This is a genomic window from Pontivivens marinum, assembly GCF_900231835.1.
GTDB classification, from domain to species: domain Bacteria; phylum Pseudomonadota; class Alphaproteobacteria; order Rhodobacterales; family Rhodobacteraceae; genus Pontivivens; species Pontivivens marinum.
Genome location: NZ_OCTN01000007.1, coordinates 39109 through 60119 on the forward strand (window position 1 = coordinate 39109; position 21011 = coordinate 60119).

At 59.4% G+C, this 21011-nt stretch carries 16 protein-coding genes; 12 read left to right on the forward strand and 4 right to left on the reverse strand.

Features of this window, described 5'->3' with window-relative positions; translation table 11 throughout:
* Positions 1 to 50 precede the first annotated feature (50 nt).
* The 10 genes from urtB (at position 51) to CR254_RS14350 (ending at position 9203) form a co-directional block, all read left to right on the forward strand.
* On the forward strand, positions 51 to 1646 hold the full coding sequence (gene urtB, locus CR254_RS14305) for an urea ABC transporter permease subunit UrtB (RefSeq protein ID WP_097931146.1): 1596 nt from the start codon (positions 51 to 53) through the stop codon (positions 1644 to 1646).
* The gene (urtC, locus tag CR254_RS14310; RefSeq protein WP_097931148.1) at positions 1643 to 2743 is read left to right on the forward strand and encodes an urea ABC transporter permease subunit UrtC; all 1101 of its coding nucleotides are present in this window, start codon (positions 1643 to 1645) and stop codon (positions 2741 to 2743) included. Before urtB ends, urtC begins: the two co-directional genes overlap by 4 nt.
* Positions 2740 to 3477 (forward strand): urea ABC transporter ATP-binding protein UrtD, encoded by a 738-nt coding sequence (gene urtD, locus CR254_RS14315; protein WP_097931150.1) that lies wholly within the window; start codon positions 2740 to 2742, stop codon positions 3475 to 3477. The genes urtC and urtD overlap by 4 nt, the downstream gene beginning before the upstream one ends.
* Before the next feature lie 3 nt (positions 3478 to 3480).
* Positions 3481 to 4176, forward strand: a complete 696-nt coding sequence (gene urtE / locus CR254_RS14320; RefSeq protein ID WP_097931151.1) for an urea ABC transporter ATP-binding subunit UrtE — start codon at positions 3481 to 3483, stop codon at positions 4174 to 4176.
* A gap of 76 nt (positions 4177 to 4252) precedes the next feature.
* Positions 4253 to 5389, forward strand: a complete 1137-nt coding sequence (locus CR254_RS14325) for an ABC transporter substrate-binding protein (protein WP_097931153.1) — start codon at positions 4253 to 4255, stop codon at positions 5387 to 5389.
* Between the two features lie 50 nt (positions 5390 to 5439).
* Positions 5440 to 6360 carry a branched-chain amino acid ABC transporter permease gene (locus CR254_RS14330; RefSeq protein ID WP_097931155.1) on the forward strand — a complete coding sequence of 307 codons (921 nt, stop codon included), beginning with the start codon at positions 5440 to 5442 and terminating at the stop codon, positions 6358 to 6360.
* Positions 6357 to 7340, forward strand: a complete 984-nt coding sequence (locus tag CR254_RS14335; protein ID WP_097931157.1) for a branched-chain amino acid ABC transporter permease — start codon at positions 6357 to 6359, stop codon at positions 7338 to 7340. The genes CR254_RS14330 and CR254_RS14335 overlap by 4 nt, the downstream gene beginning before the upstream one ends.
* On the forward strand, positions 7333 to 8082 hold the full coding sequence (locus CR254_RS14340) for an ABC transporter ATP-binding protein (protein WP_097931159.1): 750 nt from the start codon (positions 7333 to 7335) through the stop codon (positions 8080 to 8082). The genes CR254_RS14335 and CR254_RS14340 overlap by 8 nt, the downstream gene beginning before the upstream one ends.
* Complete coding sequence (locus CR254_RS14345) at positions 8079 to 8768, forward strand: ABC transporter ATP-binding protein (protein WP_097931161.1); 690 nt, start codon at positions 8079 to 8081, stop codon at positions 8766 to 8768. The genes CR254_RS14340 and CR254_RS14345 overlap by 4 nt, the downstream gene beginning before the upstream one ends.
* Positions 8769 to 8798: 30 nt before the next feature.
* Entirely contained in the window at positions 8799 to 9203 is a 405-nt protein-coding gene (locus CR254_RS14350) for a hypothetical protein (protein WP_097931163.1), read from the forward strand.
* Between the two features lie 273 nt (positions 9204 to 9476).
* Here the strand turns inward: CR254_RS14350 and CR254_RS14355 are convergent, their stop codons facing one another.
* Complete coding sequence (locus CR254_RS14355) at positions 9477 to 10187, reverse strand: Crp/Fnr family transcriptional regulator (RefSeq protein WP_097931165.1); 711 nt, start codon at positions 10185 to 10187, stop codon at positions 9477 to 9479.
* An 82-nt stretch (positions 10188 to 10269) separates the two neighbouring features.
* On the opposite strand from CR254_RS14355, the gene CR254_RS14360 reads away from it, so the two are divergent.
* Positions 10270 to 12198 carry an FAD-dependent oxidoreductase gene (locus tag CR254_RS14360; protein ID WP_180956024.1) on the forward strand — a complete coding sequence of 643 codons (1929 nt, stop codon included), beginning with the start codon at positions 10270 to 10272 and terminating at the stop codon, positions 12196 to 12198.
* Between the two features lie 45 nt (positions 12199 to 12243).
* Here the strand turns inward: CR254_RS14360 and CR254_RS14365 are convergent, their stop codons facing one another.
* Genes CR254_RS14365 through CR254_RS14375 form a run of 3 tightly spaced genes read right to left on the reverse strand, consistent with a single transcriptional unit; the run spans position 12244 to position 18863 of the window.
* A complete protein-coding gene (locus tag CR254_RS14365; protein WP_097931169.1) occupies positions 12244 to 13236 on the reverse strand; it encodes a hypothetical protein in 993 nt (330 codons plus the stop codon).
* Between the two features lie 12 nt (positions 13237 to 13248).
* Complete coding sequence (locus CR254_RS14370; RefSeq protein ID WP_097931170.1) at positions 13249 to 15207, reverse strand: NAD(P)-binding protein; 1959 nt, start codon at positions 15205 to 15207, stop codon at positions 13249 to 13251.
* An 11-nt stretch (positions 15208 to 15218) separates the two neighbouring features.
* Positions 15219 to 18863 (reverse strand): AAA family ATPase, encoded by a 3645-nt coding sequence (locus CR254_RS14375; protein ID WP_097931172.1) that lies wholly within the window; start codon positions 18861 to 18863, stop codon positions 15219 to 15221.
* A gap of 181 nt (positions 18864 to 19044) precedes the next feature.
* On the opposite strand from CR254_RS14375, the gene CR254_RS14380 reads away from it, so the two are divergent.
* Positions 19045 to 21000 (forward strand): bifunctional 2',3'-cyclic-nucleotide 2'-phosphodiesterase/3'-nucleotidase, encoded by a 1956-nt coding sequence (locus CR254_RS14380; RefSeq protein WP_097931174.1) that lies wholly within the window; start codon positions 19045 to 19047, stop codon positions 20998 to 21000.
* Positions 21001 to 21011 lie beyond the last annotated feature (11 nt).

The following is a 21011-nucleotide window of genomic DNA, read 5'->3' on the forward strand; positions in this document are numbered from 1 at the left end:
CCCCCGGTTTTCGGTGCTGCGGCACCTGAACTTCATTCCCGGAATTTCATATGCTCCGCCTGTTGCGTCGAACATTGACGATCCTGTTCCTGCTGCCCGCATCCGTGATGGCGCAGGGGCTGGAGGACCTCGTAACCTCGTTACCTGATGGCGATTTCGATGATCGTGCACAGGTGGTGAACGCCATCGCGCTCAGCGGTGATCCCCGTGCGTTGAACGTGCTGGAACTGCTCTCTGACGGTCAGCTTAGCTATCTGCGTGAGGACGGCCGCATCGTAACGGTGCGGGATGAGGGCGATGACGATGTTGCCTATGATGTGCTGAGCGAGGAGCGTATCGGCGTTGTCGGACGGCGCGATGCCCGCGACGTGCGCGTCAATAACGGCCTGCGCCGCGATATCGCAGCGGCCATCGGGCGGATGGGGCTGCAAAATGTCGATCCGGCTGTGCGGTTGGATGCTGCCGAACGTGCCTTCCGCGCCCGTGACCCCGAGCAAATCGACGCCCTGCGCGCCGCACTGGCCGCTGAAACCGACCCAGAAGTCACGACAGTTTTTGAGCAAGCACTCGCGGCGGCTGTCCTGCGGTCTGACGCGGGCGAGGCTGATAAACGGATCGCGATTGCAGCGCTGGCCGCCCGTGGGGATCGTGATGCGCTATCCGCATTGTCGCCCGCACTAACGGACCCCGTTTTGGCGGGTGAGGCCCAAGCGGCAACGGATAAGATTGAGCGGTCCATCGCCTCATGGGGCTTGGCGCAAAACCTGTGGTACGGCATCTCGCTGGGTTCAGTCCTGATGCTGGCTGCGATTGGGTTGGCGATTACGTTCGGCGTGATGGGCGTCATCAACATGGCCCATGGTGAGCTGGTGATGATCGGCGCATATACGACCTATCTGGTGCAGGAGACGATCCGAAATTCCTTCCCCGAGATGTTCGGCTGGTCGCTGGCCATTGCGGTGCCGCTGGCCTTTGTCACGGCGGGTGCGGTTGGTGTGGCGATTGAGCGGGGGGTTGTGCGCTATCTGTACGGTCGTCCGCTGGAAACATTGCTGGCGACATGGGGCATCAGCCTGATCCTGCAACAGGCGGTCCGCTCGATTTTCGGCCCGAACAACCGTGAGGTCGGTAATCCCGAATGGATGTCGGGCGCTGTGGATATCGGGCAGATGGCCATGACGTGGAACCGGATCTGGATCCTGGTATTTGCGCTGGCGGTGTTTGCCGCGCTGATGCTGGTGTTGAAGCGCACGCCGATTGGCCTGCAAATGCGGGCTGTGACGCAGAACCGCGCGATGGCGGCCAGCGTCGGTATTCGCACCGGTTGGGTCGATGCGATGACATTCGGGCTGGGCGCAGGTGTTGCTGGCTTGGCGGGCGTAGCGTTGAGCCAGATCGACAACGTGTCACCGAATTTGGGGCAAAGCTACATCGTAGACAGCTTTATGGTCGTCGTCTTTGGCGGTGCCGGAAACCTGTGGGGTGCGTTTGCGGGCGCATTCTCACTGGGCATTGCGAATAAATTCATGGAGCCGTGGGTCGGTGCTGTGCTGGCAAAAATCCTGATCCTCGTTGCGATTATCCTTTTCATTCAGAAGCGGCCGCGCGGCTTGTTCGCGCTCAAGGGCCGTGCGGTGGATTCATGACCAAACTAATCGACAGGCGCATGGGGTTTTTCCTGATCGCGCTGTTCATAGCCGTTGTTGCGATTCCGGTGGGCAATCTGGCGATCGAGGGCAAACCCGTTGCATCCTATGTGGTGCAGTTGTCAGGCAAGTATCTGTGCTATGCCTTGCTGGCCGTGGCGCTGGATCTGGTGTGGGGATATTGCGGTATCCTCAGCCTAGGGCACGGTGCGTTCTTCGCGCTGGGCGGCTATGCGATGGGCATGCACCTGATGCGCGAAATCGGCACGCGGGGCGTTTATGGCGATCCGGTTCTGCCCGATTTCATGGTATTTTTGAGCTATGAGCAGCTGCCATGGTTCTGGTTGGGCTTCGATCAATTCTGGTTTGCGGCGCTGATGTGCATGCTGGTGCCGGGTGCGCTGGCCTTTGTTTTCGGGTGGTTCGCGTTCCGGTCGCGTGTGTCGGGGGTGTATCTGTCGATCATCACGCAGGCGATGACCTATGCGTTGATGTTATCCTTTTTCCGCAATGAGATGGGATTTGGCGGCAATAACGGCCTGACGGATTTCAAGGATGTGCTGGGCTTTGACCTGCAATCCGATGCAACACGGGCCGGTTTGTTTATCGCCAGCGCGGTTGCCTTGGTTGCGGGTCTGATGATTGCGAAGGCAATAGCCTTGAGCCAGCTTGGTAAAGTGCTGATCGGTATTCGGGATGCGGAAAGCCGCACGCGGTTTCTGGGCTACCGTGTTGAGGGGTATAAGCTGTTCGTTTTTGTTGTGTCGGCCATGATGGCCGGCGTTGCGGGGGCGCTGTACACGCCGCAGGTTGGTATCATCAATCCGGGTGAGTTTTCGCCGGCAAACTCGATCGAGATTGTGATCTGGGTTGCACTGGGCGGGCGCGGCACCTTGGTCGGTGCGGCGATTGGGGCGATCTTTGTCGCCTTGGCCAAGACGCTGCTGACAGGCTGGATTCCTGAGATGTGGTTGTTCGCACTGGGCGGCCTGTTCGTATTTGTCACCCTGTTCATGCCACGCGGCGTGCTGGGCGTGATCGAGGAAAGCTGGGCCAAGCTGCGACGAACCGAGCCGGTCAAGGAGGTGACGCCATGACCGCGCAGTTATACTTGGACGGGGTTGAGCGCAGCTTTGACGGGTTCAAGGCAATCACCGGCCTGTCCCTGCATGTGCGTAAAGGCGAGCTGCGCGCGATTATTGGGCCGAACGGAGCGGGCAAAACGACGATGATGGACATCATCACCGGCAAAACCCGCCCCGATAAGGGGGAGGTGTTCTGGAATGAGAAGGTCGATCTGACCAAAACCGATGAGGCTGGCTCTGCCCGTCTGGGCATCGGACGGAAATTCCAGAAACCGACGGTAATTGAGAGTCTGAGTGTCGAGGATAATATCGGCCTCGCACTGAAAACCGACCGCTCGGTTTTTGCCACATTGTTTGCGCGCCAAACACCGGCGCATGCGGATCGGATTACGGAATTGCTGCATCTGGTCCGCTTGGCGGACGAACGTGCGCGCCCCTCGGCTGATCTGAGCCATGGGCAGAAGCAATGGTTGGAAATCGGGATGCTATTGGCGCAGGAGCCGGAGTTGTTGCTGGTCGATGAACCGGCGGCGGGCATGACCGATGATGAAACCATGCGCACGGCGGAATTGCTGCGCGATCTGGCCGGTACGCATACTGTCATCGTGGTGGAACATGACATGGAGTTCGTGCGCGCCCTGAATTGCAAGGTAACGGTGCTGCATCAGGGCCGTGTGCTGGCCGAGGGGTCCATCGACCACGTTTCGGCCAATCCCGAAGTCGTCGAAGTTTATCTGGGGCGCTGAGAAATGTTGAACGTGGATAATATCGAGCTGCATTACGGTGCCGCGCAGGCTTTGCGCGGGGTCAGCCTGACGGCGCAACCGGGTAAGGTGATGACGGTTCTGGGGCGCAACGGCGTAGGCAAAACCACGCTGCTGCGCGCAATTGCAGGGCGCAATCCGGTTTCCGCCGGTACGATCAGCTTTCAGGGGCAGGACGTGACCCGCACCCGATCCGAGGCGCGAGCGCGTGGCGGTATTGCTATGGTTCCGCAGGGCCGCGAGATATTCCCGTTATTGAGCGTGAAGGAAAACCTCGAAACAGGCTTTGCACGGTTACCCCGCCGCGAACGCACTATTCCGGCGGAGGTTTTCGAGCTGTTTCCCGTCCTCAAGGATATGCTGAGCCGTCGTGGTGGCGATCTGTCGGGGGGGCAGCAGCAGCAGCTTGCCATCGGGCGGGCCTTGGTCATGCGGCCCGATTTACTGGTGCTGGACGAACCGACGGAGGGTATTCAGCCCTCGATCATCAAGGATATCGGCCGTGCTATTACCTTCCTACGCAATCGGGGTGATATGGCGATTGTTCTGGTCGAGCAATATTTCGAATTCGCGCGTGATCTGGCCGACGACTATGTCGTGATGGATCGCGGCGAAATTACCCTATCCGGAACCGCTGCCGAGATGGACGAAGACGAAGTTCTGCGCCGTATCGCCGTCTGATCGTGCACAAGCGGGCTGACAAAGCGTTTGCAGGTCGTCACAGTGGCGAAAAGATAAACCACCGTGAGGACAGACCATGACGTTGAAAACTATTGTGACCGCTGGCGTGCTAACTGCATTGGGTGCAACAACCGCGCTGGCAGACGTCAAGGTTGGCATGATCACAACCCTATCCGGGGGCGGCGCTGGTCTTGGCATCGACGTGCGTGATGGATTTATGCTGGCTGTGGAACAGTCGGGTCGCGATGATATCGAGGTGGTGATCGAGGATGACCAGCGTCGCCCTGATGTTGCCGTACAACTGGCAGACCGTATGATCCAATCCGATGATGTGGATGTGCTGACTGGTATCGTCTGGTCCAACCTTGCCATGGCGGTGGTGCCATCGGCGGTTGCGCAGGGCAAATTCTACCTGTCGCCAAATGCGGGCCCATCCGCACTGGCCGGTCGTGGGTGTGACCAGAACTACTTCAACGTCGCATGGCAGAACGATAACCTGCATGAGGCCGCCGGCGCATATGCCAACGATGCGGGTTACACAAACTCCTTTATCCTCGCGCCGAACTATCCGGCGGGCCAGGATGCGCTGACAGGGTACAAGCGTCTATATGAGGGCGATCTGTCGGGCGAGGTTTTCACCCAACTGGGTCAGACCGATTACGCGGCTGAAATCGCGCAGATCCGTGCCTCGGGTGCGGATAGCGTTTACTTCTTCCTGCCCGGCGGCATGGGGATTTCGTTCCTCAAGCAATATGCAGATAGCGGCGTTGATATCCCCGTTGTCGGTCCTGCCTTCAGCTTTGACCAAGGCGTGTTGCAGGCTGTCGGTGAGGCAGCATTGGGCGTGCGCAACACTTCGCAGTGGAGCAAAGACCTCGATAACGCGGCGAACGTCGCCTTTGTTGAGAGTTTTCAGGCCGAATTTGGCCGCCTGCCGTCGCTCTATGCCAGCCAAGGGTTTGATACCGCGAACCTGCTGATCTCGGCCATGGACGTTGCCGATGTGGACGATCAGGATGCGTTCCGTACAGCACTGGAGGCCGCCGATTTCGACAGTACCCGTGGTGATTTCGCCTTCGCATCGAACCACCACCCGATTCAGGATATCTACGTGCGTGAGGTGATTTTGGAGGGTGATGTTTACACCAATGCCATCATCGCAACGGCACTGACCGATCATTCCGACGTTTACGCCGCTGAATGCCAATTCTGATCTGATACTGCGTCGGGCCTGATCGCGGGCCCGACAGCCGAGGTTACACCATGTCGATGATCCTGTTGATCGAACAAGCTCTGAACGGGCTTCAGTTCGGGGTAATGCTGTTTGTCATGGCGGCGGGCCTGACGCTGGTTTTCGGGGTGATGGGACTGATAAATCTGGCCCACGGGTCGCTCTATATGATCGGGGCATTTGCGGCGGCCACTGTTGCGGGCCTGACGGGATCGTTCCTGTTGGCCCTGGCGGCCAGTCTGGCGGCGGCTGCGGCGGCAGGCGCGATTGTTGAGATTGCGGTGATCCGCCGTCTGTACGCGCGCGACCACCTAGACCAAGTTCTGGCGACATTCGCGTTGATCCTGATTTTTTCCGAGGGCACACGCTGGCTGTTCGGGTCCTTTCCCCTGTTTCTGGACACGCCTGATTGGCTGAGCGGGCCGGTTGAGCTGCCCGGCGGTATTCTGTATCCGGCCTATCGCCTTGGCATTATTGGCGTTGGACTGGCGGTGGCGCTGGGGCTGTATCTGCTGATCTCACGCACGCGGTTGGGTATTCGTATCCGTGCGGGGGAAAGCGACCGTGAGATGATTGCCGCGCTGGGGGTCGATATCTCCAAGCTGTACACGTTGGTTTTTGCACTGGGGGCTGCGCTGGCCGGATTGGCTGGGGCCTTGGTCGGGGCGATCCAGTCGGTGCAGGTCGGGATGGGGGAACCGGTGCTGATCCTCGCCTTTGTGGTGATTGTGATCGGTGGCATCGGCTCGATCAAGGGGGCACTGGTGGCGTCTCTGCTGGTTGGGCTGACTGACACGATGGGTGGATTTCTGCTTCCGATAGCCTTCGCGCAGGTGATGGAACCGGCCAATGCGATGCTGCTGGGGTCGGCGCTGGCCTCGATGCTGATCTATATTTTGATGGCTGTGGTGCTGATCGTCCGTCCCTCCGGCCTGTTTGGAGTGCGGTCATGATTGCGGAAAAGCACCTGAACTGGCTGATCGCCGCGCTGCTGCTGGCTGTCCCCGTTTGCGCGTGGTGGTTTGGTGAGATTTACACCGTCACGCTGGCAACCCGCGTGGTGGTTCTGGCGCTGGCGGGCGTTGGCCTGAACCTTGCGCTGGGGGCAGGGGGGCTGGTCAGTCTGGGCCATGCCGCGTTCTTTGGTGTGGGCGGTTATGCGATGGGCATTCTGGCCAGTCATGGGCAAAACTATGATCCGATCCTGACCGAACCATTTTTGATTGAGGGCACCAAGTCGATGCCGGTCATCTGGCTGGTTGCCATCATCGCGGGCGGGCTGTCCGCATTGGCGATTGGTGCGCTGAGCCTGCGAACCTCTGGCGTTTATTTCATCATGATCACGCTCGCCTTTGGTCAGATGTTCTACTATTTCGCGATTTCATGGCCCGCCTATGGTGGTGAGGATGGGCTGAGCATCTATGTGCGCAACGGGTTTCCGGGCCTGAATACCTTGCAACCGATCCAGTATTTCGCGCTGTGCTATGTGTTGTTGATCGCGGTGCTGTTGCTGTGTGCACGGCTGGGGGCGTCACCCTTTGGCCTTGCGCTGAACGCGGTCCGGCAAAGCGCGCCGCGGGTTGAGACGGTGGGCCTGTCGCCGCTGCGGTTGCGGCTGACGGCCTTTGTCATTTCGGGCGCAATCACGGCGCTGGCCGGTGCGCTGTTTGCGGATCTTAGCCGCTTTGTCAGTCCTACGATGTTTAGCTGGCACACCAGTGGCGAGATCATGATCTTTGTGATCCTTGGCGGTGTTGGGCGGTTGTACGGTCCGGTGATCGGGGCGTGCCTGTTTATCCTGCTGGAACATTGGTTGGGCGGGGTTAGCGAATATTGGCAACTGTTCCTCGGCCTATTGCTGCTGGGCGTTGTTCTGTTCGCGCGCGGCGGTGTTATCGGCGTGTTGACGCGTAAGGAGGCAGGCCATGGATGAACCGGTTCTGTCCCTGCGCGAGGTCTCGAAAACCTTTGGCGTGCTCAAGGCCAGCGACGGCGTGTCACTGGATTTGCGTGCAGGTGAAATCCATGCGCTGATCGGTCCGAATGGCGCGGGTAAATCAACGCTGATTGCTCAAATCGCGGGCAGCCTGCGACCCGATAGCGGCACGATCCGGTTTGCGGGGCAGGATGTGACGCGGCTAGGGCCAAGCGCACGGGCACGGCGTGGCCTTGGTCGATCGTTTCAGATTAGCCAGGTGATTGCGGGCTTCACTGTGCGACAAAACATCCTGCTGGCGGTTCAGGCGCGTGCAGGACGGGCATATGCGATGCTGCGCCGTGCCGCGCGTGATAACGATGCTATGCAGCAGGTGACGGAATATGCGCAGCGTGTCGGGTTGGCCGAACGCTTGGATGTGGAGGCATCGGACATCGCCCACGGCGAACGGCGGCGGCTGGAGATTGCAATGGCCCTCGCCATGCGGCCCAAAGTGTTTGTTCTGGACGAACCCATGGCGGGCATGGGCGCGGAGGGCGTGGCCGTGATGACCCAATTGCTGGACCCCTTGCGGCACGAGGCGCCGATCCTGTTGGTGGAGCATGACATGCAAGCGGTCTTTGCGCTGGCTGACCGGATCAGCGTGCTGGTTTATGGCCGGATCATCGCCAGTGGCTCCGTTGCCGAAATCCGTAATGATCCTGAGGTTCGGCGCGCCTATCTGGGGGATGAAGCATGAGCTTGCTTGAGGTACAGGACCTGCACGCCGCCTATGGGGCTTCACCCGCCCTGTTCGGCGTGAATCTAACCGTGGCAGAGGGCGAGGTTGTCGCCCTGATGGGCCGTAATGGCATGGGCAAGAGCACGACAATCCGCTGCATCTGCCGCATGATGGCGGCAAGCAGTGGCACATTGCGGTTTGTAGGGCAGGATTTGGCCACATTGCCATCCCACGCCGCCGCGCAATTGGGCATCGGGTTGGTGCCAGAGGGGCGGCGCTGTTTTCCCAATCTTACCGTGCATGAGAACCTGATCGCTGCGGCCCGTCCCGGTCCATGGGATCAGGCCCGTGTTGCAGCCCTGTTCCCCCGCTTGGCCGAGCGGGCAGGGCAAAGCGCCGCAACCCTATCGGGTGGTGAGCAGCAGATGCTCGCCATCGGACGGGCGCTGATGACCAATCCCCGCCTGTTGATCCTGGATGAGGCGACGGAGGGGCTGGCCCCCATCGTTCGGCAGGAAATTTGGGCGGCGATTGCGCAGCTAACAGGGCAAAGCGGCCTGTCCATTCTGGTGGTGGATAAATCGCTGGCGGAATTGTCCCGCGTGGCCAATCGTGCTGTTATACTTGAGCGTGGTCACACGGTTTTTGACGGTGCTATCCATCAGGTCGAAGGCGCAATCGCGCAGAAATATCTGGGCGTGTGACATCGTAATTTTGGATCGGAGGAATGCTCGATGATGCTGAAATATATCGGAATTCTGACAGGAATGATGCTGAGCGCAGGATCAGTGCTGGCGCAGGAAAATATCAGCCCGCGTGATTTTCTGGATCTTGTGACAGGTCAAACTGCGTGGTTTTCCGCACCCAGCGGGCTGGTCGGGATCGAGCATTTCAACGGCGATGGCACGACCAGATGGCTGCGTCGGGACGGGTCGTGCACGCAGGGGCAGATCACAGTGCAGGACGCTGAAATCTGCTTTACCTATGAAGACAGTTCCGATCAGACCTACTGCTGGGTGCCTAGACTCGATGGGAATGAACTGAGCGTGCGCAGCACTGATGTCAGTGAAGCTGTGCAGATCGTCAGCAGAATTTCCCGCACCCGACTGCATTGCGCCGTGGACGGTGCCGGCGTTTAGCCTGCATGCGCAAGGGAAGTTTTGCCGGTGTGTGTTTTGACACGGATGCAAATATGCGCGTCAGATATACGTGGCTTATCACGCGGTGATTATATTCGGCTGTCCCAATACCTGTCAGTTCTACGGCTCAGCGCGTCTGAATCGCAGATCCGACTTGTACGCCAGCCGCGTTGATACATGGAACAGCACCGGAGACGTCCCTTGGTGCAGTTTCGCCGGAGCATAAGCACGCCCCCCGCTTATGTTCCGGCATCCCTGATTTGCTGGCGCGCCTTACAGGTCGCCCATGTCCTTGGCATCCTGCAACAACCGGTCCGGATCGACAAATGTGATGCACCCACGACGGGTTTGGATGATGCCAACCTGTACCAGCGAGCTAAGCTCGCGGCTGACTGCCTCACGATTGGCACCCACGCGCGCGGCGATTTCGGCATGGGTCGGCGCGGGGCGTAATTCACCCCCAACGGTCAGAACGCCACGCTCTAGCCCCGTACGCACGAGGAACAGTGTCAGCCGGTCAGCAAGCTTTAGCGCGGTCAGTTCAAAGCTGCGCTGGGTTAACTGGCGCACGCGCTGCACCATATCGTCCAGCAGGACGCGCGCAACGGTGGGTTCCTCATCCAATAGCGTGCGCAAGGTGCGACCGGGAATACGGGCCAGTTCAGCCGGTGTGCGGGCAAAAATGCTGGCGGACCGGTCGCCGCCGCCTATTGCAGCGATTTCACCGAAGTAGTGACCTCGTTCCATTTCGCCCAGAGAGACTTCTCGCCCGCGACCGGAAATAAGAATGGCCATCATCTTGCCCGAAAGCATCAGGTAGAAATCATCAGACTTGTCCAGATGCTGCACCACCAGTTCGCCGCGCTCTGCCCGAACAATATCTGTTCGATTGGCAAGTTCGGTTAGTGCCTCATCGCTGAGTGATGCAAATATCGAAAACTCTGCCAGATGCGCCGGAAGATCGTTGCGCTTTATCATCGTCATGGCCCTTCTTGCCGCCCGCAGACTGGTGCTACTGCCCTTAACACGTTTATCTGCTGTAAGTGGCTCAGATAGGACAAACAATATGACTGTGGCAAGTAAAACGAAAGTTTTGATCCTGGGTGGCGGATGCGGCGGGGTTGCGGCGGCCTACGCATTGGGCGCAACGGCCGAACGCCGCGCCGCATTTGATGTGACGCTATGCTCACAGGGCTGGCGGATCGGCGGCAAGGGCGCCAGCGGCCGTAACGCAAAGGATCATCAACGGATTGAGGAGCACGGCCTGCATCTGTTCCTAGGGTTTTACCGAACTGCATTTGGCCTGTTACGCGATGCCTATGCCCAATTGGATGGGGTAAATGATGGCGTGTTTGCGTCGGTCGAGGACGCCTTTACCCCCCAGCATCATGTCACTCTGTGGGCCGCACCGGGCGATGGTGGCGGGCGCGGGTGGAAGGATTATACCCTGACCGCCCCCCGTTGGCCCGGCATGCCGTGGGACGGGGATGAGGAAGATCTGCGCCACGCGCCTGACCGTCTGGCCGCGATGATGCAGGTCAAATCCAGGGAGATCGGACCCGAGCGTCTGGCCGAGCCCCTAGATGCCGCGCGCCACGCCCCCGCAGAACCGGCGGAGCGTGAGAGCCTGATGGCGTGGTTCCTGGACGAATTGCGCGACATGGATTGGTCACTGGGCTGGCATGTGTTCAAGGATCTGCTGGAGATTGGCGGCGCGGTGCTGCGCGGCTATTTTGCAGACATCCTGCCCCACGGCTGGAACGCATGGGACCGGATCAACCACCTCGATTTTCGTGCGTGGCTGATGTCGCATGGCGCGGGTGAATCTGCGGCGTGGTCCGAAACGATCCGCGTGATCTATGATCTGGCATTTGCCTATCGCCATGGCGACGGCGACGATATTACCGATGCGGATATTGCTGCGGGTGCATGTCTGAAGCTGATCCTCGATCTGGTTGCGGGCTATCGCTGTGCGCCGATGTGGCGGATGAATGCCGGCATGGGCGACACCGTGTTCACGCCCCTCGCCAAGTGTATTGAGCAGCAGGGCGGCGAAATCCGCCTGTTCCGCAGGGTTAGCGATATCGAATTTGACAGGGACAGGGTTGTGCGGGTTCGCATGGCTGTTCAGGCTGCCTTGGCCACGGATCGTTACGATCCCTATGTGCGCGTAAACGGGCTGGATTGCTGGCCGAGCGAGCCGTTATGGGATCAGCTCGCACCTGACACCCCCCATGCGAATTTCGAGGATGCTTGGACCCATGTTAGCGTGGGTGAGGAGGTTCTGGAGGTTGGCCGTGATTTCGATCATGTGATCCTTGCCATTCCGCCGGCGGCCTCTGCGGCGCTGACCACAGGATTGACCGCACAGAATGAGGATTGGGCGCAGATGTTGCGCACCGTTGGTCGTGCATCTGTCGCCACGCATTCCGTGCAGCTATGGCTGGATCGTACTACGGCTGATGCAGGGTGGACTGAAACCACTGATCCGGTTTCCGGTGCCTATATGCCGCCGCTGGGGACGTGGGCTGATATGACCCACCTGATCGAGCATGAGGTTTGGCCGAATGCGGAGGCGAAGAGCTGCCAATACTTGGTCAGCGTGACCGAGCTACCGCCCAACCTGCCCCCAACCTCAACCCATGCGCCGCAATTGCAGGGGCAGGCGAACCTTGCAGGTCAGGCATTTACGCATGAATGGTTGCAGGCGAATGCGCATTCTCTATGGCCCAATATAGCCGCACCGGGTGTTTTCGACCAGAATACGATTGTCAGCGCGTTCGATCACGTCAACCTGTCGCCCAGCGAGCGCTATGTCCGCACGCCACCGGGCACCGTCGTTGATCGTTTGCCTCCCGATTGGGATGGCGTGCAAAATATGAGCCTCGCTGGTGATTGGACGATCACATCTATCAATGGTGGCTCGGCTGAGGCGGCGCTAGAATCAGGTAAAACCGCAGCCGATGCGTTGGCGCAGGCGATGGGAGTTCATTGAAACCTATGATCCCCGCCGGATGCCACCATCCAGCGGGGGATATCGTCAGGACATTGCCTGCCACAATGTTTTGCCATTGCGGGTGGTAAAGTCGAAATTCACCCAGAACGCGAAACGCACATCAGCGGTAAGCAGGTCGCCATCCTTTGTGCCGGTTAGGCCAAGATCATTGGCGATCTGGTGGCTTTCACAATCGCGGATCGTGCAGGACCATTCACCGGGCAACAGGCCGCCGCCATGCACCTTGTCCAGATGGGCGGGGCTTTCGGTGATGGATTGATAGCACGCCTTGGTCCAATCCTCGGATGCGCGGAACTGCTTCAGGTTCACGACCGGAATGACAAAATCGAGCGCCAATTTACCCAGATCCCATGCAAAGGCGGCGCCCTCGACAACGGTTTCGATCATGCCATTTGGTGTGCGCATCTGGCCACAAATCGCGCTCATCATACCGGCAATGTCGTGGAAGTCGTCCTTTAGCACGCCATCAACCTCAGTCCCTGTGACGGTAATCAGCTCCGCGTTTTCAACCGCGCGGGTGGTGTCGGACAGGGTGGGAAAGATCGTGGTGCGGGCAACGAATTTGTTTCCCGGGTCGGTCATCAACTGAATGTCGCCTATCGTCTTGCGATAGCCCCAAATCTCACGTCCGACGACCAGACCGGTATCCACGTTGATCAGCAGATACGGTACCCAGAAGGTCAGCCGTGGAAAGATGTGCCCCTTGCGGTATTCCCACAATGGCACCCAAAACATCGCCTCGCGGTCGCCCTGCACGCCGATGGACTGGCTGAGGGATGTTGCGGATTCCACCTCCAGAAAGGTCAGCAGAACCGTGTCGCCCACGGTTTCGTAGCGCAATTCAGGCGCACAGGCGGCGTTTAGCTGGCTGTCCACAAAGGCTTGCACATTGGCCTGCTTTGCCTCCAGCGCGAAGGCGTAGGAAGTTGTGCCCTGCAATCGCAGCGGTTGCGGAAAACAGATTTCACCATGGCCCAGGCGATCGATGTAGTTTGGCAAGTGACTGGTATCAGTCATGCTAAATCCCCTTCAGAGGTAATGTTCACCAACGACTTTGCGTGGCTGACCGCTGATCGCACGGCTGGCTTGCATACCGCTCATCACAGCGGATTCGACGCAGGTTGTGTTAAGGCCGGTGCGGATATGGCAACCGGCAAGTGTCAAATTATCAAAGCCGCTGCCATCAGCAGGCAGCCGGAACTGCACCTCACCGGCGGCGGCACCAACGCAGCATTCGGCGGGGTCGATATTGGCGCGGATATAGGTTTGCTCAGGCAATAGCGGCGCAGGGGCGCGGGCGCACCACGCGACGGTGCCATAGTCGGCGACCCAAGCCTCGAACTGCGCGGTGACATCGGCCAGTGCCTTTTCCTGCGCGTTGCTATGGGCAGGTTCCTTGAACGCGGTGGAGGCATAGGCCCCGCAGAAATAATGGATAGACCCTGTTCCGCCCTCTACAGGCAAAAGCTGGCTCATATCGCTCCAGATATCGAACCGCTCTGGCCCGGAGACAGTGGCAGGCCGGTCATCCCAGCCCAGCTCATGCGTGGTTTCCGGTAGCCAGACCTGCGCGGCCAATGTCGGCACCAGTCCGATATTGTGAACCATATCGGCAAAGGGGCCCGCCTGATCGATCAGCTCCTGCGCGATGCTTGGCTCACTGTTGTTGACGGGTTTGTAGCCGCCCATCGCAATGCCAAGGATCACATGATCGAAATCGCGGCCGCGTTTTAGCGTCAGCTCCTTGGTCGGATAGGGCGGGGACCAGTGGTTTTCAAAATCAACACCGGCGTCGCGCAATGCCTCACCGTTTTCCAACTGATCCCAATAGGGATGGGCGGGCCATGTAGGAACGCCGTCGATAACCTTGGTCGCCTGATAGGGCCCCTTGGTTTTCGCCTGTTGTGCGATGGTGATTTTGGCAATGGAGTTTTCTGCTGCGTCCAGATGCAGACCGGTCGTTTTGTGGAAGAAGTTGAACTTCACCCCGCGCGCCTGCAACACATCGTATAGCGGGGCGACCACGGCCTCGGCCATGCCGGCCTTTACTGTGTACATTACGGACCCCTTATAGGTGGTCAGGATGCGCAGAATAACGCGCAGCGCGGTGCCTGTACCGACCGAGGGCCGCTTGTGATCCCCCTCCAGATACCAAAAGCAGCAATCGTAAATTGCACGCACCACGGCGGTGTTGTCGATAATTTCGGGATCGCCGCCATGCTTTTTCAGCCAGTGGCGAAACTCAATAGCGTTCAGATCGTCGAGGCTTTTGCCGCAGATCAGCACATCCCATGTGATGCCGGCGGCAAAGGTTGCGCCCAGATGCAGCAGGTCCTTGAACAGACCCCCGATGGGCAACCCCTCTTGCCGTTTGGGGGCGAAGGCCTCGCGCACATGTCGCAAATGTTCCAGTGCCTCGGTGTCGGACCCTTCAGGCGTAATGATTTTTTTCTGTGCGGATTTCAGGTCGCTGTCCTGATGGCCAACGGCCTTGTGGTCCTCGTCATCATCATCGTCAAAGGCGAAATGCAGCAGCTCCTTGAGCAGAGACGCCAATTGGCTGAGCATACCGCGAATGGACAGGTTCACATCGCCGGAGCCACGTTCATCAACATTTGTCGGCCATGTAATGTCCCAAAAACCCCAGTCGTCATCCTGCGTTTGGGTCCAGAGCGGCGTGTAGTTTTGCGGCTCGAACGCATCCAGACCGGTTTTGAATGGGCAGTTTTCGGGCCTGTCCCATTCCTCGTAAACATCGCGCAGCATGGCCCATGCATTGTCGTAGCAACCGAACCAGAAATGCAGGCCGTGTTCCAGAATCCGGTTTCGATCGTCGCGGCCAGTGGCGCATTTGCCGCCCAGCCGCCATCCCATTTGCCAAATTTCAACCTCGTAACGCGCGCGCAGCTTTGGCGTTGCGGTTAAGTGCCATGCTGCGGTCAGTGCGCCGAATCCTCCCCCAAGGATCGCGATTTTCTCTTTTTCCATTCGAGGCTCCGTCAGGATGCATTCAACCAATCCGGCAAGGGCTGGCCAACAGCATAGGCGAATTTGGTGAAGACCTCGGCGTCATTGACGAGGTTATTGTGCTGCGCCAATCTGGCAGCGATCCTCAACATTTCAGTGCGTTTTGATACGCTGCGTTGATCGAATGCGCGATGAAACGATGCAGCGGCCGCCGCGACCGGCATTTTGCGTCCAAACTGATGTAAAATCCGGCGGGCCTGACGGATTTCGCGGTCGTCGCCCAGAAGTGTTGCCGTGCAACATAGCCAGCGTAACGCCGTGCACAGGTGCCATGCAGCGGGGGTGTGCTTGTTGGCCAAATCCAGTGCCTGTCTTGTGTGAGCGCGGGCGGATTTTTCATCACCGTTCAGCAGTTCTGCCAAGGCCAGCGCGCAATATGCAAATAGCGCATCCGCCGCATTCAATTGCGGATGACCGGCAAGTCCGATCAGCGTGTGATATGCTTCATCAGGAACAGATTTGCCGCTGGAGAGTGCGGCGCCGATACGGGCCGTTTTGACCCAGACGCGGATTTGCGCACTGACACGACTATCGAGGCCCGCCTCAAGCTGCGCCAGTTCCTCATCATCATCGAATAGCTGCCCACGCGCCATACGTGTGTGGATATGCGTTGCGCTGCTTTGCCGCCAGCGGCCACCCGAACCTAGCTCGGCGTAAAGACGTTTCGCCTCCGTTGCTGAGGGGTCAACCTGCTTCCAATCGCCCCGCCCTGCATAAAGGACGAGCGCAACGAGTGACGCAAATGCACGGTCCAGGGGGTCACCACCGGCCAGCGCGGTTTCACGGGCGCGATTGGCGTAAGTCTCGGCGAGTTTGGCAATTCCCGAGGTTTCAAACCCGATGGACAGGGCGGAATAACCGGCAACCATCTCACTAGTCAGGCCAACCTGCTCGGCGATGTTCAGTGATTTCAATGTGTGTAGCAAAACCTCGCCCAAGCGGCCCTCGAAATAGGCGATTTCGGCTAGATTTCGGTGCGCGGTTGCGGCCATCGCGGCATATGGGATGTTGTGGCGGGCCACATGCCTGCGCGTTCGGTGCCATGCTTGGCGGCCCAATGCGGGCAAAACCTGTGCGGCCCGCGCCAGCGCGTTCGTGGATTGTGGACGGCCAATCGTGGCGAGCGCCTCGTTCAGGCGGGCCTCGGCCATACGCAGCTCAACGGCCTCTAGCGCGGCGGAGCCCTCGGTCATCAGCAGTTCGGCATGTTGCTCCGTATGCAATAGCAGGCTGTGTTTCTGGGCAAGCAGTCGGGCCTGTGATGCATGGGCAATCGCCTCATCCTGCGCAAACAATGCGCTGGCGTTTTTGGCGAGTTTTTCGTGGCAGGAAAAGGCACGCTCGGGATGTTCGGCACCGGCCCAGTGGCGGGCTTCATCCGCCAAATCGCCGGGTCCGCATACTTCGGCAAGGTAGTGGTGAAGCTTTCGGCGCGCGGCAAAGGGCAGTGCGTCGTAGGATGCCTCACGGATCAAATCATCGCGAAAGTTCAGTAGGCCCAATTGATTGTCGATCAGCAATTCCTGCTCAACCAATGTGCCCAACGCCGCGTCGATCTGCGCGGGCGGCGGCGCATCGGGCAGGCGGGTCAGGATTACAGGCGAGAATTGCGCGCCAAGCACACTGGCAATGGACAAAACGTGCCGTTCCGTCGGGCTGCAACTGTCCAGACGTGTTGCGGCCAGTTCCCTGAGCGTGACAGGTGCAATGGTGCGACGCTGTGGATCAGCAGGTTCCGCTGTGGGCAGGCGCAATGCGCCCCCCGCCATAGCCAACCGCCCGCTGATCGTAAGGTCACGGACCAGATCCTTGAGGAATAGGGGGTTGCCGCCTGTTCGCTTGAACAGATCCTGCGCGGTGTCCGGCTCACATATCGGGGCGCCGGTCAGTTCACATATCATCCGTTCGGTTGCGTGCAGATCCAGGGGCGCGACGACATAGTCGGGGTTTGGATGCTCTGTCCCCCTTGTCGTGCGAACTGCCAGAATGATGCGCAGCCCGTCACGTGCGAGACGTTCCAGCATCGCCTCGGAACTGCGGTCCAGATATTGGGCATCGTCCAGCGCGATCAGCGTCGGGCGTGCGGTGCCGACAGTGTCGATAATCATCCGATGCAGCGCATTCTCCAACGATTCCCGCTGTGCTTCACCCGTCGGCAAGGGATCATCCCCCGCGTTTTTAATCGCAGGGATTACATCGCGCAGCGGGTTCAGATTGCGTAGCAATCGTGTTTCGACAGATGTGAATGCGGTCGTTTTTCTGGAATGGCTGGCTGCTACCTCCGCTGCGACGCGTGCAATTCCATCATATGCCAGCTGGCTGCCATCGGGTCGCAGGGCGGGTTGGATGACCTTCCACCCGTCTGCATGGGCGATTGTGCACAATGTGCGCAGGTGCTGTGAACGCCCGATACCACGCGGTCCGCTGAGAATGCGCAGCGGGTGCGGATGCAGCGGGTTTTCCAGCCAATGCGCCACCGGTGAGGTTAACGAGGCCTCGGATTCGGAGAATTGCTCGTTAATGCGCAGGACCGAAACAGGGGCGGTCCAGCCCTTGATCGTCATTGGGCCAACCAGTTCCGTCGCGATATTGCCGCCGGCACGTTCCGCCGTGCGCGCATCCACGAGCGGAGCATCGGTCGAAGCCTGCATCAGCCGTGTGGCAAGCGAGCTGGGCCAGCCCATGGCGGACACCGTGCGGATCGCCTGTGTCCCGTGGGGGCTGACAAACATGCGGCCATCCACCACCCCGACGGGGCAGCGTAGCAGGGGGTCCAGCGTTATGGCAGATGCGGCACGCATGGCTCGCAATTCGCGGCCGGCGGGGCCGAACGGCGGAAGGCCGAACACGACGTGCAGGACCATTCCCTTTTCCTCGGACACCATATTTACCGGCAATCCGCCCCAAGGGATGATGTGGTGGTAGATACGGCTCAACCTATCGGCAACTTGTTGCGCGGTTAGGTCGCTCGATAGGCCGCTGCCGGACAGATCACAGGATAGAACCGTCACATCCCGAAAGGCAGGCGCGTCTGCCTCGCCCGAGATTTCGCCCCATGCGCGTGTTAGCGGTGTGCGATCATGGCGGGGGACCAGACGTGCCTGCTCCGCATCACCGGCACGGGCGGTCGTATGACTTACACGGGCCAGAACCGTTGCGCCGGGGGCCGCATCGCCGTTGATTTTGGCGGCCAGCTCTGCTGCCGGTCCAGTGGCCAGCCAGATCTCGTCGCGTCCCGCATGGGTGTAGCGGTCAATGCCTGCGCCCCCAATGGCGACGCTAATCCGGCATTGTAGCGGTTTTGGCAGGGTGTGATGTGCGCTACCCGCAGCGCGCAATGCAATCGATTGATCCGCAGTGCCGGGCCAGATTGCAATGACAGCATCCCCGGCAAAGCCCGCGATCAGGCCGCCTGTCCCCTCAACCGTGCGAATGATTGTTCCGAAAAACTGCTCTAGCGCGCTGGACAGAGCCTCCGCGCCCTTTGGCCCCTGCTGGCCCAGAGTAGACGCCATTTGCGAAAACCCGACTAAGTCGGCCTGCATCACAACAGCAGCATCCCATGCGATGCTCAAAACATCTACATTATCGTATTCTTGTGTACCAACGCCGTGCATTCAACTGTCCACTACCTGCCCCACGCGGCCCTTGGGCACAGCGTTGTGAAATTGATAGCAGGAAATCGCCCATCGCGAACACAAAATGCGAACATGGACATGGATCGGTTTGTCGTGTGACAGTCATCTTTGCCATATATCTAACGCGCAAATCAGAACGCATAGTCGGAGAGCATGCCACATGACTGGATCATTCAACGTTAACCGTCGGACATTATTGGCAAGTGCAGGCGCATTTGTAATGTTGCATCCGTTCTCGGCCATGGCCACGGGCCGTCAGGCGCATTTGCGCATTATGTCCACGACCGACCTGCATGTTCACGTTCACCCCTATGACTATTACGGCGATCGTGCGGTGGATAACGTCGGATTGGCCCGTACGGCCAGCCTGATCGAGGGGATTCGCGCCGAGGCGACGAATGCGATCCTCGTGGATAATGGCGATTACCTACAGGGTAACCCGATGGGCGATTACATGGCCTATGAGAAGGGTCTGGCCGAGGGGGACGTGCATCCGGTGATCAAGGCGATGAACACCCTTGGCTATGATGCCGCGACGCTGGGCAACCACGAATTCAATTACGGTCTCGATTTCCTGATGAAGGCTGTCGCGGGCGCTGACTTCCCCGTTGTGTCGGCAAATGTGGCCAAGGGCGCGCTGGGCGCAAATCCGCGCGACGATGACCATCTGGTTCCGCCCTACACGATTGTTGAGCGTGATGTGACGCTGGGCGATGGCACCACCCAAACGGTGAAAATCGGCCTGATCGGCCTGTTGCCGCCACAGATCATGAACTGGGACCGCCGCCATCTGGAGGGTAATGCCAGTTCCCGCGATATTCTGGAGGCGGCGCGTGCCTTCGTTCCTGAAATTCGTGAGCAAGGTGCCGATCTCGTCGTAGCGCTCAGCCATTCGGGAATTTCGACCGAGGCCGCAACCGACGGTATGGAAAACGCATCACTGCACGTCGCGGGGATTGAGGGGATCGACGCCGTTGTGTCGGGTCACCATCACCTCGTCTTCCCATCGGAAAGCTATACCGGTGATGGCATCGGGCAGGGCACCCTGATGGGTAAACCTGCTGTTATGGCCGGATTCTGGGGCAGCCATATGGGCCTGATCGATTTGATGCTGGAGCATGAGGCAGGTGAATGGCGCGTGGTCAATTCGGTTTCCGAGGCACGTCCGATTTCGGAGCGGGTTGAGCGTACCGTGAACCCGCTGGTCGATAGCTTCCAACCCGTTCTGAATGCCACCGTGCAGGAGCATGAGGAAACCCTCGCCTATATCCGCCGCGCCGTGGGGGAAACTGAGGCGCCGCTGCATTCCTATTTCGCACTGGTCGCCGATGATCCCTCGGTCCAGATCGTTAGCCAGGCACAGACATGGTATATCGAGCAGATGATGCAGGGCACTGAATGGGAGGGCCTGCCGGTCCTGTCCGCAGCGGCTCCGTTCAAGGCAGGTGGCCGTGGTGGTCCCGATTACTACACCGACGTTCCGGTTGGCCCGGTGGCGATCAAGAATGTCTCGGACCTGTATCTGTACCCCAACACCGCCCGCGCCGTGTTGATCGACGGCGCTACGGTGCAGGAGTGGTTGGAGCGTTCCGCCGGAATGTTCAATCAGGTCGAGCCTGGTGCGCAGGATGCCGTGCTGATCAACCCGGATATGCCGTCCTATAACTTCGATGTCATGGACGGGGTCGAGTACCAGATCGACCTCAGCCAGCCTGCGAAATATGACAGCGACGGGCAGGTCGTGAATGCCGATGCCAACCGGATTGTGAACCTGACCTATCAGGGCGTACCGATTGATCGCGATCAGATGTTTGTTGTTGCCACGAACAATTACCGCGCTGGCGGTGGTGGCAGCTTCCCCGGTGCGGACGGATCCACCACGATCTTTGTCGGGCCGGACACCAACCGCGATGTCATCGTGCGCTATATCGTTGAGCAGGGAACCATCAATCCCAAGGCGGACGCCAACTGGACCTTTGCGCCAATGGCGGGAACGACCGTTTCCTTTGATACCGGCCCTGCCGCAGCCGAGCATATGTCATCCGTTTCCGGTGTGTCGATCGAGGCAGCAGGCGATGGCGATGACGGCTTCGCACGGTATCGCATCACGCTGTAAAATAACGCGCA

Coding starts and splice junctions, on each gene's coding strand:
- urtB (WP_097931146.1), top strand. CDS start 51: ATGCTCCGCCTGTTGCGTCGAACATTGACGATCCTGTTCCTGCTGCCC.
- urtC (WP_097931148.1), top strand. CDS start 1,643: ATGACCAAACTAATCGACAGGCGCATGGGGTTTTTCCTGATCGCGCTG.
- urtD (WP_097931150.1), top strand. CDS start 2,740: ATGACCGCGCAGTTATACTTGGACGGGGTTGAGCGCAGCTTTGACGGG.
- urtE (WP_097931151.1), top strand. CDS start 3,481: ATGTTGAACGTGGATAATATCGAGCTGCATTACGGTGCCGCGCAGGCT.
- CR254_RS14325 (WP_097931153.1), top strand. CDS start 4,253: ATGACGTTGAAAACTATTGTGACCGCTGGCGTGCTAACTGCATTGGGT.
- CR254_RS14330 (WP_097931155.1), top strand. CDS start 5,440: ATGTCGATGATCCTGTTGATCGAACAAGCTCTGAACGGGCTTCAGTTC.
- CR254_RS14335 (WP_097931157.1), top strand. CDS start 6,357: ATGATTGCGGAAAAGCACCTGAACTGGCTGATCGCCGCGCTGCTGCTG.
- CR254_RS14340 (WP_097931159.1), top strand. CDS start 7,333: ATGGATGAACCGGTTCTGTCCCTGCGCGAGGTCTCGAAAACCTTTGGC.
- CR254_RS14345 (WP_097931161.1), top strand. CDS start 8,079: ATGAGCTTGCTTGAGGTACAGGACCTGCACGCCGCCTATGGGGCTTCA.
- CR254_RS14350 (WP_097931163.1), top strand. CDS start 8,799: ATGATGCTGAAATATATCGGAATTCTGACAGGAATGATGCTGAGCGCA.
- CR254_RS14355 (WP_097931165.1), bottom strand. CDS start 10,187: ATGACGATGATAAAGCGCAACGATCTTCCGGCGCATCTGGCAGAGTTT.
- CR254_RS14360 (WP_180956024.1), top strand. CDS start 10,270: ATGACTGTGGCAAGTAAAACGAAAGTTTTGATCCTGGGTGGCGGATGC.
- CR254_RS14365 (WP_097931169.1), bottom strand. CDS start 13,236: ATGACTGATACCAGTCACTTGCCAAACTACATCGATCGCCTGGGCCAT.
- CR254_RS14370 (WP_097931170.1), bottom strand. CDS start 15,207: ATGGAAAAAGAGAAAATCGCGATCCTTGGGGGAGGATTCGGCGCACTG.
- CR254_RS14375 (WP_097931172.1), bottom strand. CDS start 18,863: ATGCACGGCGTTGGTACACAAGAATACGATAATGTAGATGTTTTGAGC.
- CR254_RS14380 (WP_097931174.1), top strand. CDS start 19,045: ATGACTGGATCATTCAACGTTAACCGTCGGACATTATTGGCAAGTGCA.